Genomic DNA, 13,190 nt, shown 5'->3' on the forward strand with positions numbered 1-13,190 from the left:
CCGGCCGCCCAATCCATATCGCCCGAAAATCGCTTACCGGTTAAAGCGGATTTTCGGCATAAAACTCCAAAACCCGCTGCTTGAAGGTCTTGTCGCCCACAGCCAGCATATGGTCGCGGCCGTCTATGTGAAACACCTTGGCGTTCGGCATCAGCGCGGCGAGCTCGTCGGGCGAGCCGCCGATATCGTCTGTCGTCCCGACCGCAATCAGCGTTGGTTGGGCGATGCGCGTCATGTCGTCTTCGCTGAGCAGTTCGCGCGACGTGGCGATGCAGGCGGCCAGCGCGCGGCGGTCGCTGCGCGTCTGATCGGCAAAGGCGCGAAACGAGCGACCGCGCGGATGGCTGGTGGCGGCCGGATCGTTGGCCAGCAGCGCCTCGGCGATCGGATCCCAGTCGCCGACGCCGTCGACCATGCCGATCCCGAGCCCGCCGAAGACAAGCGTCGCCACCTTGTCGGGATCCGACAGTGCCAGGAACGCCGCGATGCGCGCGCCCATCGAATAGCCCATGACATGCGCGCGGCCGATGCCAAGATGGTCGAGCAGGGCCGCCGCGTCCGAGCCCATCTTGGCCGGGGTGTAGTCGGCCTCGTCATAGCTTTTCGACGACGAGCCGTGGCCGCGATTGTCGAAGGCGATGGCGCGATAGCCGGCATCGTTCAGCGTCTTGAACCAGCCGGGCGATACCCAGTTGACATAGTGGCTGGAGGCAAAGCCGTGGATCATCAGCACCGGATCGCCCGGCCCCGACGCCGGCTGGCGGTCGAGGAAGGCGAAGTCGAACCCGTCATGGGAGAAGAATTGCATCGGGAGCGGCTCAGCCGGCGCCGGGCGTGGGCGCGTTGCCCTTGTCCGATGGCGGCATGCCGGGGCCGGACACCGTGCCGACGGCCGGATGGCGCAGCAGATCGCCATGGTCGATGCCGTTTTTGGCGGCAGTGCCGGCCTTGAGCTCCAGCACGAAGCGCACTGGCACACCCGGCGAGATAACTGCATCGGACAATGGAGTGCCGTGCTTGACGGCCCGGACCTTGCCGTCCTGTCCAACAAAGATCAGGTCGAGCGGCATCGGCGTGTTGTGCATCCAGAAGCCGACCTGCTTCTGCATCTCGAAGACGAACAGCATGCCATGATTGTCGGCCATATCCTGGCGATACATCAGGCCGGCCTCGCGTTCCGAGTCGGTGTCGGCGACTTCGATCGAAAAGGATTTATCGCCGCCTTCCGTCGCCACGACCAAGGGTGTCGGATCGACGGGAAGGATCATCGCCTGACCGCCGGCGATCGTCTGCTGGGATGCGGTCGGCTGCCCGGAATAGAAGTAAGCGCCTGCGGCTACCGCAACGATGACGCAGAGCGCGCCCGCTGTCAGCCAGTTCCTGTACGCCATTGGAAATCCTCGACCAAAGACCATGATCCCTAAAAGTGGTCTCAGGTATTCGGATAAGATCGTGGTGAAACCAAGAAAAAGAGCCGTCCTGAATTGGTCGGCTGGAGTTCATCGTAAGGGCTCGCGTCCTAATGCGCGACCGGCAAGGTGCCCATATCGGGGTGAATCTCGGCAGCCATGAGGCCCTTGTCACCGCGTCCGAAACGCACCAGCACGACCTGTCCGGGCCTGAGCTCGGTGATGCCATAGCGGCGCAGCGTCTCCATATGAACGAAGATATCCTCGGTGCCCTCGCCGCGCGTCAGAAAGCCGAAACCCTTGGTGCGGTTGAACCACTTGACCAGCGCCCGCTCGAGCCCGCTTTCCGGCGTCACCGCCACATGGGTGCGCTGTTCCTGCATCTCAGCCGGATGGACCGCGGTGGTGGTGTCCATGGACAGCACCCGGAACGCCTGCAAACCACGGTCGCCATGCTTGACAAGGCACACGACACGCGCGCCCTCCAATGCCGTCTGAAAACCGTCCTTTCGAAGGCAGGTGACATGGAGGAGGATGTCGCCCGAAGAACCGTCATCGGGAAGTATGAAACCGTAGCCCTTGGCCACGTCGAACCATTTGATGGCGCCGGCGATTTCGACAAGGTCGGCGCTATCGCCGCCACTGTCGCGCTTCAGGGCGCCGTCAAGGTTCTCATCCCGCCTCGTGAAAGAGGCCTTATCCCCCATAAGAACGCCCCCTTTTTTCAAGAAAACCGCAAGTGATTCTTGACATTAGATTAACACCGCCGCTTCCGGGGTGTGCAAGACCTGCCGTGCCTTTTTTCACGGTTGAATACAGGAATAGCTGACTTGTTGTTTGCCGGCGTCGCTGCCGGCAGCAATGACGATCCATCAAGGCGGTCAACCGGTCGGCAATTTGCAAGGGATTTTGCCGAAATCGGCAACCACTTGTGTTCGACGCTTTTGTCAGAGCAATCTGATTTTTCCAAAACCGGTGACCACTTTTCCAGTCCGATGCTCGTTGCCCTTCGGCGGGGTGGACCTTATGTTGCCTCGCAACCCAAACATCCCCGAGGAAATCCCATGCGCTACCTCCACACAATGGTCCGTGTCGCCGACGTCGACGTCTCGCTTGATTTCTACTGCAACAAGCTCGGCCTTAAGGAAGTGCGCCGCTACGAAAACGAGCAGGGCCGCTTCACGCTGATCTTCCTCGCCGCCTCCGAGGATGTAGAAAGCGGCATCACTGAGAAGGCGCCGCTGATCGAACTGACCTACAATTGGGATCCGGAGGAGTACAAGGGCGGCCGCAATTTCGGCCATCTCGCCTATGAGGTCGACGACATCTACGCCACCTGCCAGCATCTGATGGACAATGGCGTCATCATCAACCGGCCGCCGCGCGACGGCAACATGGCCTTCGTCAAGTCGCCGGACGGCATCTCCTTCGAACTGCTGCAGAAGGGCCCGGCCAAACCCAAAGCCGAGCCGTGGGCATCGATGCCGAACACCGGCACCTGGTAGCGATCACGCCATCTTGAGCGAGGCGGCCGCGCCGACAAGCCGGCCGCCTTTGCCATTTCGACCAACGGCACCTATTTACCTGCCTGTCGCGCCAGCCAAGCAAAGCCAGTGGCTCATCCAGGAGAATTCGTTCATGCCGACCAGCCGTGCCGATGTCACCACCGCATACGCCAGCCGCTATTTGCAGCAGCTGTGCAAGCACTGGGCGCACAAATTTCCCGTCGAGTTCGATCCGAACCACGGCGCCATCGATCTGTCGCTCGGCCGCACGGTTCTCGATGCCGATGCGGCAGCGCTGCATATCACGGTGTCGACGGATGAAAGCGGATCGCTGGAGCGCATGGAGAGCGTCGTTGCCGATCACATCAAGCGCTTTGCCTTCCGCGAGGAACTGACTTTCGAGTGGAAGCAGGCTCCGGCGACCTGACCTCAGATCAGGCGCGACGGCGAACACCGGAAGCTAGCAGCCCCCAGATCCAAATAAAGCTATGGCGTCGCATGGTAGCGACGCCATCAGAACTTTCGGAGCGGCCGATCGATCAGAACTTGTAATTTAGGCCGATCTTGATCGTATGGGCGTCGATCTTCACTTTCGCCTTGTCGCCATCGTTGTCGGTCAGACCAACCTTGCCGAAATCGAAGTACTGATATTCCAGCTTCGTGGTCCATTTATCGGAAAAGCCCCATTCGACACCGCCGCCGATCGTGTACCCGACACGACCGCCGCTTTTCGATGCATTGCTGTCTGGGTCAATATCACCGCCGTCGAGGTCGCCGTAGCTCAATTTGTAGTGGGTCGCCGCGACACCGCCTTTGGCATAGATCAGCAGGCTGTCGGTCGCAAAGCCCAGGCGTGCGGTCAGATCGCCGTAGACGCCCAGTTTCGTCGATCCGAAGTTATCGGGGTCCTCAACGACAAAGTTGTCACCTTTGACCCCGAGATAGCCCAAATCCGCTTCAACGCCATAGACGAATGCACCGGACTGCCAGTTGTAACCAGCCTGGACGCCACCCAGAAACCCGTGAGAATCGACGTCCAACGTCTGGCCGGCATCTTCTTCGAAGAAATCGCCGGTCGGGTCGACGGCGTTCCCGCGTCCCCAGCCGTAGCCGGCGTTGATGCCGACATAGCCGCCGGACCAGACAAATCCCGCTGGTGCTGTCTCGATCACGTCGGCGGCGAAAGTCCCGCCGCAGGCTGCCGCCAGAAAAGTCGATGCAAGAAGCAGTCGTTTCATGAAATTTCCCCGAAATGCCCGTACCTGTCTTGAGCTACCAACGGGGCGAGAGATAGATCAATAGAAAATGTTGAAACCACCACAACCGGGCAGCCAAAAATCAGATCGTTGTTGCAAAACGGCGACATCCACCAGCACGGGGGAGAAAGATTAAGGGTTCTGCATCATCTCCAGCAACGCAAGCACCGAGCGCCAGTTGCGCGCGGTGCCGGGCACTTTCAACGTGCGCGGGATGAGATTGGCGAACATCGATTTGCCGAGCCCGTCCGGCGCCTTGAGGTAGAGCACGTCACCCTTGACCTCAAAGCTTTCCGGGCCGGTGCATTTTTCGGCAAGCCTGGCGATCTCGTCCGCCGTCGGCTGGCGCTCCAGCGTGTAGGCGTGCAGCTTGGTCGGATCGCCGGCGACCTCCGGATAGGGATTTTCGCCCACCAGCCGTTCGAACCAGGAGAGATCGCGCACCATGATGCGCGAGTGAAAGCCCCATTTTTTCTCGAACGCCGTTTCGATCTGTTTCGCCAGCGTGGCGGCGTCGCCCTTTTCGGCCCGGAACACGACATTGCCGCTCTGTACATAGCTGGCTACGTCGGAGAAACCGAGCTCCTCAAAAAACGCCCGCAACTCCGCCATCTTGACGATGCGGTTGCCGCCGACATTGATGCCGGAAAACAGTGCGACGAAGACCACCCTTCGCTCTTCGAGCTTCGGGTGGCAGGCTGTACCGCTCATATGATGAACCCGGCCAGGGTCTCGTTGTCGGTGATGTCCTGATAGTGCACGCCCTCGGCCTCGAAATTCGCCCTCAGCAAATCGAAGTTTCGCCGGTCTTTGGTTTCGATGCCAATAAGCACAGAGCCGAAATTGCGCGCCGATTTCTTCAGATATTCGAAGCGCGCGATGTCGTCGTCGGGACCGAGCAGTTCGAGGAAGTCGCGCAGCGCGCCCGGCCGCTGCGGAAAGCGGATGATGAAGTATTTCTTCAGCCCCTCGAAGCGCAGCGCCCGCTCCTTCACGTCGGGCAGCCGCTCGAAATCGAAATTGCCGCCCGACACCACCGCGACGATGGTCTTGCCGCGGATTTCCTTGCGCGAAAAATCCTTCAACGCGTCGATCGCCAAGGCACCGGCCGGCTCCAGCACCACACCTTCGATGTTGAGCATCTCGATCATGGTGGCGCAGAGCCGGTTCTCAGGGATCAGCCGCACCGCCTGAGCGGCGAACTCCTTGAGGTGGCGCAACGGCTCGCGGCCGATCTCGGCCACCGCCGCGCCGTCGACGAAATTGTCGACATTGGCGAGCCGGACGCGCTTGCCGCTGGCGAGGCTCTGATGCAGGCTCGGCGCACCGGCCGGTTCGCAAAAGACGTACCGCGCGTCACGTTGCTGCTCGGCGAAATAGTGCGTCACCCCGGCCGCCAGGCCACCGCCGCCAACCGGCAGCATGATGATGTCGGGCATGCGCGCGCCCGGCATCTGGCCGGCGATCTCATAGGCGACCGTCGCCTGCCCCTCGATAATGTCCTTGTGGTCGAAGGGCGGCACCATATGCGCGCCGGAACTTTCGGTGAATTCGAAGGCGGCGCGGTAGCAGTCGTCGAAGAAGTCGCCGACCAGCCTGATCTCGACGAAATCGCCGCCGAACAGCCGCGTCTTGTCGATCTTCTGCTGCGGCGTCGTCACCGGCATGAAGACCACGCCCTTTTTGCCGAAATGGCGGCAGACGAAGGCAAAGCCTTGCGCATGGTTGCCGGCCGAGGCGCAGACGAACAGCTCGGCCTCGTTGCCGGCGGCAAGCGCCTTGCGGAAAAAGTTGAAGGCGCCGCGGATCTTGTAGGAGCGCACCGGCGAAAGATCCTCGCGCTTCAAGAGCACCCGAGCCCCCGTCTTCTTCGACAAATAGTCGTTTTCCTGCAGCGGCGTTTCGGGAAAGATCTCGCGGATCGCGGCTGCGGCGGTGGCGACACGGGAGGAGAAACTGTTCATGGCGCCGTCACCTCTGGATCGAATGGTTCGAAGGCGAAGCCTATTGCACAATTCGCCGTTTGCAGCCACCGATGCGGCGCGGCCGCTTTGGCGCGCCAGCAGGAAATCCATTGGAGCCATCTTCATGCCTGTTTCGGCTGTCGCCCTGAAGACCGTAGACCTGCCTGAATTCGGCGAGCCAACAGTGATGCCGCTGGTTCAGCGGCGGACCTACGAAGCGCGCATCGAGGCTCTGCTGGCGCGCGGCGCCGAGGCCGGGCTCGATGCCTTCGCCGTCTATGGCGACCGCGAGCACGCGGCCAATGTCGCCCATCTCAGTGGTTACGATCCGCGTTTCGAGGAGACGCTGCTGGTCATCGTCCCCGGCAGCCAGCCAAAACTTCTCGTCGGCAATGAGGGTTGGGGCTATGCCGAAATCTGCGACGGGCCTTACGAGCGCGTCCTTTACCAGACCTTCTCGCTGCCGGCGCAGCCACGCGACCGCTCCGCCTCGCTTGCCGACACGCTTGCCGCCTGCGGCCTGATAGCCGGCCAGAAGATCGGCGCCATCGGCTGGAAGCCGTTCGGGCCCGGCGATGGCGGCTTTGGCGAGACGACGCTCGACCTGCCGTCCTTCATCGCCGATACGCTGCGCACACTGGCCGGCGACAGAGGCGCGGTGGTCAACGCCGCCAACCTGTTGATGAACCCATCCGACGGCCTACGCGCCATCAACGAGGCAGACCAATTGGCGTCCTTCGAATTCGCCGCGACCTTTTCCTCGCAGGGCCTGCGCAACGTGCTTGGGAATATTGAGCCCGGCATGAGCGAATTGCAGGCCGCGCGGCTGATGGGGATCAACGGCCTGCCCCTGTGCTGCCACCCGATGCTGTCCGCCGGCAGGCGTGCGCCCTACGGCTTGCCTAGCCCGCGCCTCGACATCATCAAGCGCGGCGATCCCGTCACCATGGCCTATGGCATCCAGGGCTCGCTCAACGCCCGCGCTGGCTTCCTGGTCGAGAGCGCCGCGGAACTGCCGCGCGAGATAGACGATTATGTCGACAAGCTGGTCGCGCCCTATTTCGCCGCCGTCGTCGACTGGTACGAGACCATCGGCATCGGCGTTGCCGGCGGCGTGCTGTGGAAAGCCGTGCACGACCGCATAGGCGACCCGTTCTTCGGCGTCTCGCTCAACCCCGGCCATCTCGTCCATATCGACGAATGGATGCATTCGCCGGTGTTTTCGGGCTCGGACATCAAGCTGCAATCGGGCATGGCGCTGCAGGTCGACATCATTCCGGCGACCGGAACCAGCTATTTCACCACCAACATCGAAGACGGTATCGCGCTTGCCGATGAGGCGTTGCGCGAGGAGATCGCGGCCCGTTATCCCGAGGCATGGCGCCGCATCGAGGCGCGCCGCGCCTTCATGGGCGATGTGCTCGGCATCAGGCTCAAGCCCGAGGTATTGCCCTTCTCCAACATCCCTGCGTTCCTGCCGCCATTCTGGCTTTCGCGCAACAGTGCGATGGCCGTGGCTCGACGCTGACCACATTTCGGCTGGACACGACTTACTTCTGCCGCACTCTCACTGTCCGGGAGGTGCCGCGGGGGTATATGGGCCTTTTGGCCGGAGTGGAATTTTTGACGTGCGTTTGAAGACGATTTGCATTCTTGCACTTGCCCTGTTGATCGCCGGCTGCGGCGGCCGCAAAACCGAGGAACTGCTCGGCAGCGCCGTCATGTCCACGCCGGTGACCGAAATCTCGGGCAATCACTCGATCTTCATTGCCACCACACGCAAGAAATCCGACGATCCCAACAAAGTTTTCGACGGCGAACGCTCGGCGACGCTGAACTACGCCCGCGTCACCGTCACCGTTCCCGGCATCCACCAGACCGGCCAGATCGAGCGCCGCTCGCGCGGCAAGTCGAACGACCCGGCGAAATACTTCATGGCTTCCGAGGTCGTCGGCTACGATGCGCAGCCTCAGTTCTCAAGCGCGCTCAATGCCGACATTGCCGCGCGCGGCGGCCGCGTCATGGTCTTCGTGCATGGCTACAACACCGGCTTCGACGACGCGGTCTACCGCCTGACCCAGATCGTCCACGATTCCGGCTATCCCGGCACGCCGGTGCTGTTTTCCTGGGCATCCGGCGCCAGAACCACCGACTATGTCTATGACAAGGAAAGCGCCAGCGCCGCCCGCGATCAGCTGGAGGTGACATTGCGCATGCTGCAGCAGTCCGGCGCGCGGCGCATCGACATCGTCGCCCACTCGCTCGGAACCTGGGTGACCATGGAAACGCTGCGCCAGATGGCCATCACCGGCGACCGCGATCTCGGCGGCAAGCTCGGCGATGTCGTGCTGGCCTCTCCCGACATCGACGTCGACGTCTTCAAGAGCCAGATGCGCCGCTACGGCAAGCCGGACAAGCCGTTCATCCTGCTGCTCTCCGACGACGACCGGGCGCTGCGGCTCTCAGGCCTGATTGCCGGCTCGCGGCCACGCGTCGGCGACTACAAGGATGCCGCCGACCTCGCCGCTTATGGCGTCACCGTGGTCGACCTTTCCAAGGTCAAGGGAGGCGACAGCTTCAACCACACCAAGTTCGCCGACAATCCCGAACTGGTGAAGATGATCGGCCAACGGCTGCGCGAGGATGACGGCTTTGCCAGCGACCAGACGGTGACCGACCGCATCAGCGCGCTCGGACAATAAGGCTGTTGCCTTGCGGCGACCGTCGCCGCGTGAGGTCGCGAATGCCGCTCGGCCCGATCACTTTCAACTGGACCGGGCCGGTCTCTGCCTCTACGACATTGAAATCGGCGCCAATGCGCCAGCGGGAGTCCGCGTGAACGAGCGATGGAAGACTGTCCTGGTCCTTGCGTTCGCGCTAGCTGCCGCCGGCTGCGCCGGCCCGAACACCCATGACCTGTTGAACAAGACGACGGTTTCGGTGCCTGCCTCCGACATCGCGGCCACCCACGAAATCTTCGTCGCCACCACCCGCAAGCAGGCGACCAAGGACCCACGCCAGGTGTTCGATGGCGATCGCTCGCTGACCACCAGCTACGCCCGCGTCGACGTCACCGTGCCGAAGGTCCACCAGGTCGGCGCCATCGAGCGCGCCAAGGGCTCGGCCAATTCGAACCCGGCCAAGCAATTCACCGCCACCGACGTCGTCCACTTTGGCGACGCCTCGCAATTCGCCAAGGCCGTCGGTGCCAACATCACCATGAATGGCGACCGCGCGCTGGTCTTCGTCCACGGCTTCAACAACGGCTTCGACGATGGGGTCTACCGGCTGACGCAGATCGCCCACGACACCGAATATCCGGGTACGCCGATCTTGTTTTCGTGGGCTTCGAGCGGCAAGACCACGGGCTATATCTACGACAAGGACAGCGCCAACGCCGCGCGCGACGACCTCGAGGCGACGCTCAGGATGCTCGCCAAGACAAAGGTCAAGAGCATCGACATCATCGCGCATTCGATGGGAACCTGGGTGACGATGGAAGCGCTGCGCCAGCTCGCCATCACCGGCGACCGCGATCTCGACGGCAAGCTCGGCCGTGTCGTCCTGGCTTCGCCCGATATCGATGTCGACGTCTTCAAGAAGCAGATGATCCGCTACGGCAAGCCCGACAGGCCGTTCGTCATCCTGCTTTCCGCCGACGACCGTGCTCTGAGACTGTCCAGCCTGCTATCCGGCGACAAGCCGCGCGTCGGCGACTACGGCAACGCCGCCGACATTGCCAGTTACGGCGTCGTTGTGGCCGACCTCAGCCAGATCAAGGGCGGCGACCGCCTGAACCACGCCAAATTCGCCGACAACCCGTTCCTGGTGCAATTGCTCGGCGACCGTCTGCGCGCTCCAGCCGGCCTGGCATCGGACGAACCCACGCAGGGCCAGATCGACAATCTCGGCCGAGGCCTCGGCAAGGCAGTCGGATCCGTCGCCGAGATCATCATCACCACGCCATTCAAGGTGCTGACCATCGCCACCGGCGGATGAGAGCCAAGCAGCGGGCTGATCTCAGATAAAAAGATCGACCTTCTGGAACGTCGTCACGTCGATCAGGCCGACATCGGAAATCCTGAGCTCCGGAATGACGACCAGCGCCAGCAGCGAGTGCTGCATGTAGGCGTTGTTGAGCGAGCAGCCCATCTTGCGCATCGCCTCGGTCAGTTTCTCCGCCTTGGCCGCCACGATTTCCGCCCGCTCGTCCGACATCAGCCCGGCGATCGGCATTTCGACCAGCGCAAGCTCCTTGCCCTTCGAAAACAGCACCACGCCCCCGCCGACCTCGCCCAGCCGGTTGACGGCCAGCGCCATGTCTTCCTTGTTGGTGCCGACGCAGATGATGTGGTGGGCATCATGTGCGACGCTCGACGCCATGGCGCAGTCGCCCATATAGCCGAAGCCTGAGACGAAGGCATTGGTGACGCCGCCGGTGCCGCGGTGGCGCTCGACCAGCGCGATCTGGCAGATGTCGTTGCGGCGGTCCATGGCGACCAGCCCGTCCTCGACCGGCAGGTCGGCCTCCAGCGCCCTTGTCGGCGCCTGGTTTTCGATCACGCCGATGACCCGCACCCGCACCTCGTTGGCGCCCTTGGGCGCCGCAATGTCGAAGTCGCCTGGCTTCAGCTTCTTGCCGAGCTTGACGGTGTTCTTCGCCGATTTGGGGTAATCATAGGCCGGAATGTCGATCTCGAGCTTGCCGCCCTTGGCCAGCCTGATACCGCGGCCATAGACCTCGTCGATGGTCATGGCGGCAAGATCGGAGACGATCAGCAGATCGGCCAGCCGTCCCGGCGCGATCGAGCCCAGTTCGCGCTCCAGCTTGAAATGCTGGGCGGTATTCAGCGTCGCCATCTGGATCGCCGTCACCGGCTTCAATCCCTGCTGGATGGCGTGGCGCACCACCCGGTCCATATGGCCTTCATGCACCAGCGTGCCGGAATGGCTGTCGTCGGTGCACAGGATGAAGTTGCGCGGGTCGAGCCCGCTCTCGGTCACCGCCTTGATCTGCGAGGCAACATCGTACCAGGCCGAGCCCAGCCGCAGCATTGCCTTCATACCCTGGCGCACACGGGCGATTGCGTCCTCGGCGCGTGTGCCTTCATGGTCGTCCTCCGGCCCGCCGGCGACATAGCCATGGAACGGCAGGCCGAGATCGCGCGACGCATAGTGGCCGCCGACCGTCTTGCCCGCTCGCACCGTGGCGGCTATCTCGCCCGACATCACCGGATCGTTGGCCACGACACCGGGAAAATTCATCACTTCGCCGAGCCCGACGATGTTTTCCCAGGTCATCGCTTCCGCGACATCGGCGACCGTCAGTTCGGCCCCGGCATGCTCCAGCCCCGGCGCGGACGGCACGCAGGACGGCATCTGGACATGGACGTTGATCGGCATGGCGACGGCCTCGTCATGCATCAGCCGCACGCCGGGCAGACCCAGCACATTGGCGATCTCGTGCGGATCGATGAACATCGAGGTGGTGCCGTGCGGGATGACGGCGCGGCAGAACTCGGTGACGGTCACCATGCCGCTCTCGACATGCATGTGCGCGTCGCACAGGCCGGGCACGAGATAGCGGCCGCCGGCGTCGACCACCTTGGTGCCCTGGCCGATGGCATGACTGGCATTCGGCCCGCAATAGGCGAAGCGGCCGCCGGCAACGGCGATGTCGGTGCCGGCTATGATTTCGCCGGAGTGCACGTTCACCCAGCGGCCGTTGCGAATGACGAGATCGGCAGGCTTGCGCCCCGTCGCGACGTCGACCAGATGCGTCGCCATCTCGGTCCAGGGCTTGGGTTTCGTCGCCGACGGCTGCTTGGCCATGAAAGACTCCTGTTTGCCCGACTGTGCCAAGCCGGCAACGTTTTGACCAGCGATTGCGGACGAAATCCGGTCGATGAGAACTCGCCCGGGCGGATGCGCTGCACCTGTTCACCCCGATGACAGCATCAACGGTGCAGTCATTCAGTTTGGCTTGTGCCGGCACTTATGCTACTATTCTTCCGACGGTGCTGATTTGCGCCGACGACCCGCCGCGAGGCGGGTTTTTGTTGTGATGAGGCCGAAACCTCCTGAGGTGAAGTCATGACCCGGTTCCTGAAAGCACTCGCCTTCGTCACCCTGTTCCTGATCTCGGCCGGCTTTGCATCCGCCGAGGAGCGCTGGCTGACGCTGCCCGAACCGGCGGCCATGCCCAAGCCTGAACAGAGCGGATATGCGCCGGTCAACGGCATTCAGATGTACTACGCCGTTTTCGGCGCCGGTGATCCGATTCTCCTGATCCATGGCGGCCTTGGCCATGGCGACATCTGGGCAAGCCAGGTGGCGACGATGTCCAAGACGCACAAGGTGATCATTGCCGACAGCCGCGGCCATGGCCGTTCTACCCGCACCGAGCAAGCTTACGGCTATGACCTCATGGCGTCGGACTATCTTGCGCTGCTCGACTATCTCAAGATCGACAAGACCGCTCTTGTCGGCTGGAGCGACGGGGGCATTATCGGCATCGACATCGCGCTGCATCATCCGGAGCGGCTGACACGGCTCTTTGCGCAGGCCGCCAACGTCACCACCGATGGCGTCGATCCGGGTGTGCTGACCAACAAGACCTTTGCCGCCTATATCGACCGCTCGGGCAGCGACTACAAGAAACTGTCGAAGACTCCCGACCAGTACGATGCCTTCGTGGCGCAGATCAGCCACATGTGTGAGTCGGAGCCGGCCTGGACCAAGGAACAGCTCGGCAAGATAACCACGCCGACCGCGATCGTTGCCGGCGACCATGACGAGGCGATCAAGCGCGAACACACCGAATACATGGCCTCCGTCATTCCGGGCGCCAAGCTCATCATCCTGCCCAACGCCAGTCATTTCGCCATGCTGCAGGCGCCGGACGAATATAGTCAGGCGGCGCTGGACTTCATCGACGCCAAATAGCGCCCCCAGCTGAGCACCCAGCGCAGCAACGGGTACATTCCGATTGTTGAACAATGGGTTCCGTTTTGCGGCGAATAGGATTACCTTCCGGCAAGGCGCCTTCTGAACCGC

Annotated in this window: 13 protein-coding genes; 6 read left to right on the top strand and 7 right to left on the bottom strand. The window is 62.6% G+C overall.

From position 1 onward, the window contains the following. Positions 1-40: 40 nt before the first annotated feature. The 3 genes from X726_RS166120 to X726_RS0134360 all read right to left on the bottom strand — a co-directional run bounded on the left by X726_RS166120 (position 41) and on the right by X726_RS0134360 (position 2,116). Positions 41-808 carry an alpha/beta hydrolase gene (locus tag X726_RS166120; RefSeq protein WP_023667511.1) on the bottom strand — a complete coding sequence of 256 codons (768 nt, stop codon included), beginning with the start codon at positions 806-808 and terminating at the stop codon, positions 41-43. Positions 809-818: 10 nt separating this feature from the next. Then, entirely contained in the window at positions 819-1,391 is a 573-nt protein-coding gene (locus X726_RS166115) for a DUF192 domain-containing protein (protein ID WP_023667512.1), read from the bottom strand. 128 nt (positions 1,392-1,519) lie between these two features. After that, entirely contained in the window at positions 1,520-2,116 is a 597-nt protein-coding gene (locus X726_RS0134360) for a cold-shock protein (RefSeq protein WP_031201193.1), read from the bottom strand. A 357-nt stretch (positions 2,117-2,473) separates the two neighbouring features. Here X726_RS0134360 and X726_RS166110 point away from each other — a divergent pair, with 357 nt between their 5' ends. Together X726_RS166110 and X726_RS166105 are read left to right on the top strand one after the other, a co-directional pair. Beyond that, the gene (locus tag X726_RS166110; protein WP_023667513.1) at positions 2,474-2,914 is read left to right on the top strand and encodes a VOC family protein; all 441 of its coding nucleotides are present in this window, start codon (positions 2,474-2,476) and stop codon (positions 2,912-2,914) included. Positions 2,915-3,047: 133 nt separating this feature from the next. Continuing rightward, entirely contained in the window at positions 3,048-3,341 is a 294-nt protein-coding gene (locus X726_RS166105) for a DUF2218 domain-containing protein (protein WP_023667514.1), read from the top strand. A 112-nt stretch (positions 3,342-3,453) separates the two neighbouring features. Here the strand turns inward: X726_RS166105 and X726_RS166100 are convergent, their stop codons facing one another. The 3 genes from X726_RS166100 to ilvA form a co-directional block, all read right to left on the bottom strand. Then, positions 3,454-4,152, bottom strand: coding sequence for an outer membrane protein (locus X726_RS166100; RefSeq protein ID WP_023667515.1), 699 nt, complete (start codon positions 4,150-4,152; stop codon positions 3,454-3,456). Between the two features lie 150 nt (positions 4,153-4,302). Then, entirely contained in the window at positions 4,303-4,881 is a 579-nt protein-coding gene (locus tag X726_RS166095) for a DUF1697 domain-containing protein (RefSeq protein WP_050588493.1), read from the bottom strand. Then, the gene (ilvA, locus tag X726_RS166090; protein WP_023667517.1) at positions 4,878-6,134 is read right to left on the bottom strand and encodes a threonine ammonia-lyase IlvA; all 1,257 of its coding nucleotides are present in this window, start codon (positions 6,132-6,134) and stop codon (positions 4,878-4,880) included. Before ilvA ends, X726_RS166095 begins: the two co-directional genes overlap by 4 nt. A 124-nt stretch (positions 6,135-6,258) precedes the next feature. Here ilvA and X726_RS166085 point away from each other — a divergent pair, with 124 nt between their 5' ends. The 3 genes from X726_RS166085 (at position 6,259) to X726_RS166075 (ending at position 10,133) form a co-directional block, all read left to right on the top strand. Next, positions 6,259-7,662 carry a hypothetical protein gene (locus tag X726_RS166085; RefSeq protein WP_031214497.1) on the top strand — a complete coding sequence of 468 codons (1,404 nt, stop codon included), beginning with the start codon at positions 6,259-6,261 and terminating at the stop codon, positions 7,660-7,662. 100 nt (positions 7,663-7,762) lie between these two features. Beyond that, positions 7,763-8,836, top strand: coding sequence for an alpha/beta hydrolase (locus X726_RS166080; protein ID WP_023667519.1), 1,074 nt, complete (start codon positions 7,763-7,765; stop codon positions 8,834-8,836). A gap of 133 nt (positions 8,837-8,969) precedes the next feature. Continuing rightward, complete coding sequence (locus X726_RS166075) at positions 8,970-10,133, top strand: alpha/beta hydrolase (protein ID WP_023667520.1); 1,164 nt, start codon at positions 8,970-8,972, stop codon at positions 10,131-10,133. Positions 10,134-10,154: 21 nt separating this feature from the next. On the opposite strand, the gene ade is transcribed toward X726_RS166075, so the two are convergent. Further along, positions 10,155-11,966 carry an adenine deaminase gene (ade, locus tag X726_RS166070; protein ID WP_023667521.1) on the bottom strand — a complete coding sequence of 604 codons (1,812 nt, stop codon included), beginning with the start codon at positions 11,964-11,966 and terminating at the stop codon, positions 10,155-10,157. 261 nt (positions 11,967-12,227) lie between these two features. Between ade and X726_RS166065 the strand changes: the two genes are divergently transcribed. Then, positions 12,228-13,079, top strand: coding sequence for an alpha/beta hydrolase (locus tag X726_RS166065; protein WP_023667522.1), 852 nt, complete (start codon positions 12,228-12,230; stop codon positions 13,077-13,079). Positions 13,080-13,190: the final 111 nt, after the last annotated feature.

Origin of the sequence: Mesorhizobium sp. LSJC285A00, from assembly GCF_000503155.1 — a bacterium.
Classification (GTDB): domain Bacteria; phylum Pseudomonadota; class Alphaproteobacteria; order Rhizobiales; family Rhizobiaceae; genus Mesorhizobium.

Bases quoted from the DNA above. Each gene is read 5' to 3' on its own strand.
- X726_RS166105 (WP_023667514.1), top strand. From the start codon at position 3,048: ATGCCGACCAGCCGTGCCGATGTCACCACCGCATACGCCAGCCGCTAT.
- X726_RS166115 (WP_023667512.1), bottom strand. From the start codon at position 1,391: ATGGCGTACAGGAACTGGCTGACAGCGGGCGCGCTCTGCGTCATCGTT.
- X726_RS0134360 (WP_031201193.1), bottom strand. From the start codon at position 2,116: ATGGGGGATAAGGCCTCTTTCACGAGGCGGGATGAGAACCTTGACGGC.
- X726_RS166085 (WP_031214497.1), top strand. From the start codon at position 6,259: ATGCCTGTTTCGGCTGTCGCCCTGAAGACCGTAGACCTGCCTGAATTC.
- X726_RS166095 (WP_050588493.1), bottom strand. From the start codon at position 4,881: ATGAGCGGTACAGCCTGCCACCCGAAGCTCGAAGAGCGAAGGGTGGTC.
- X726_RS166065 (WP_023667522.1), top strand. From the start codon at position 12,228: ATGACCCGGTTCCTGAAAGCACTCGCCTTCGTCACCCTGTTCCTGATC.
- X726_RS166120 (WP_023667511.1), bottom strand. From the start codon at position 808: ATGCAATTCTTCTCCCATGACGGGTTCGACTTCGCCTTCCTCGACCGC.
- ade (WP_023667521.1), bottom strand. From the start codon at position 11,966: ATGGCCAAGCAGCCGTCGGCGACGAAACCCAAGCCCTGGACCGAGATG.
- X726_RS166100 (WP_023667515.1), bottom strand. From the start codon at position 4,152: ATGAAACGACTGCTTCTTGCATCGACTTTTCTGGCGGCAGCCTGCGGC.
- ilvA (WP_023667517.1), bottom strand. From the start codon at position 6,134: ATGAACAGTTTCTCCTCCCGTGTCGCCACCGCCGCAGCCGCGATCCGC.
- X726_RS166110 (WP_023667513.1), top strand. From the start codon at position 2,474: ATGCGCTACCTCCACACAATGGTCCGTGTCGCCGACGTCGACGTCTCG.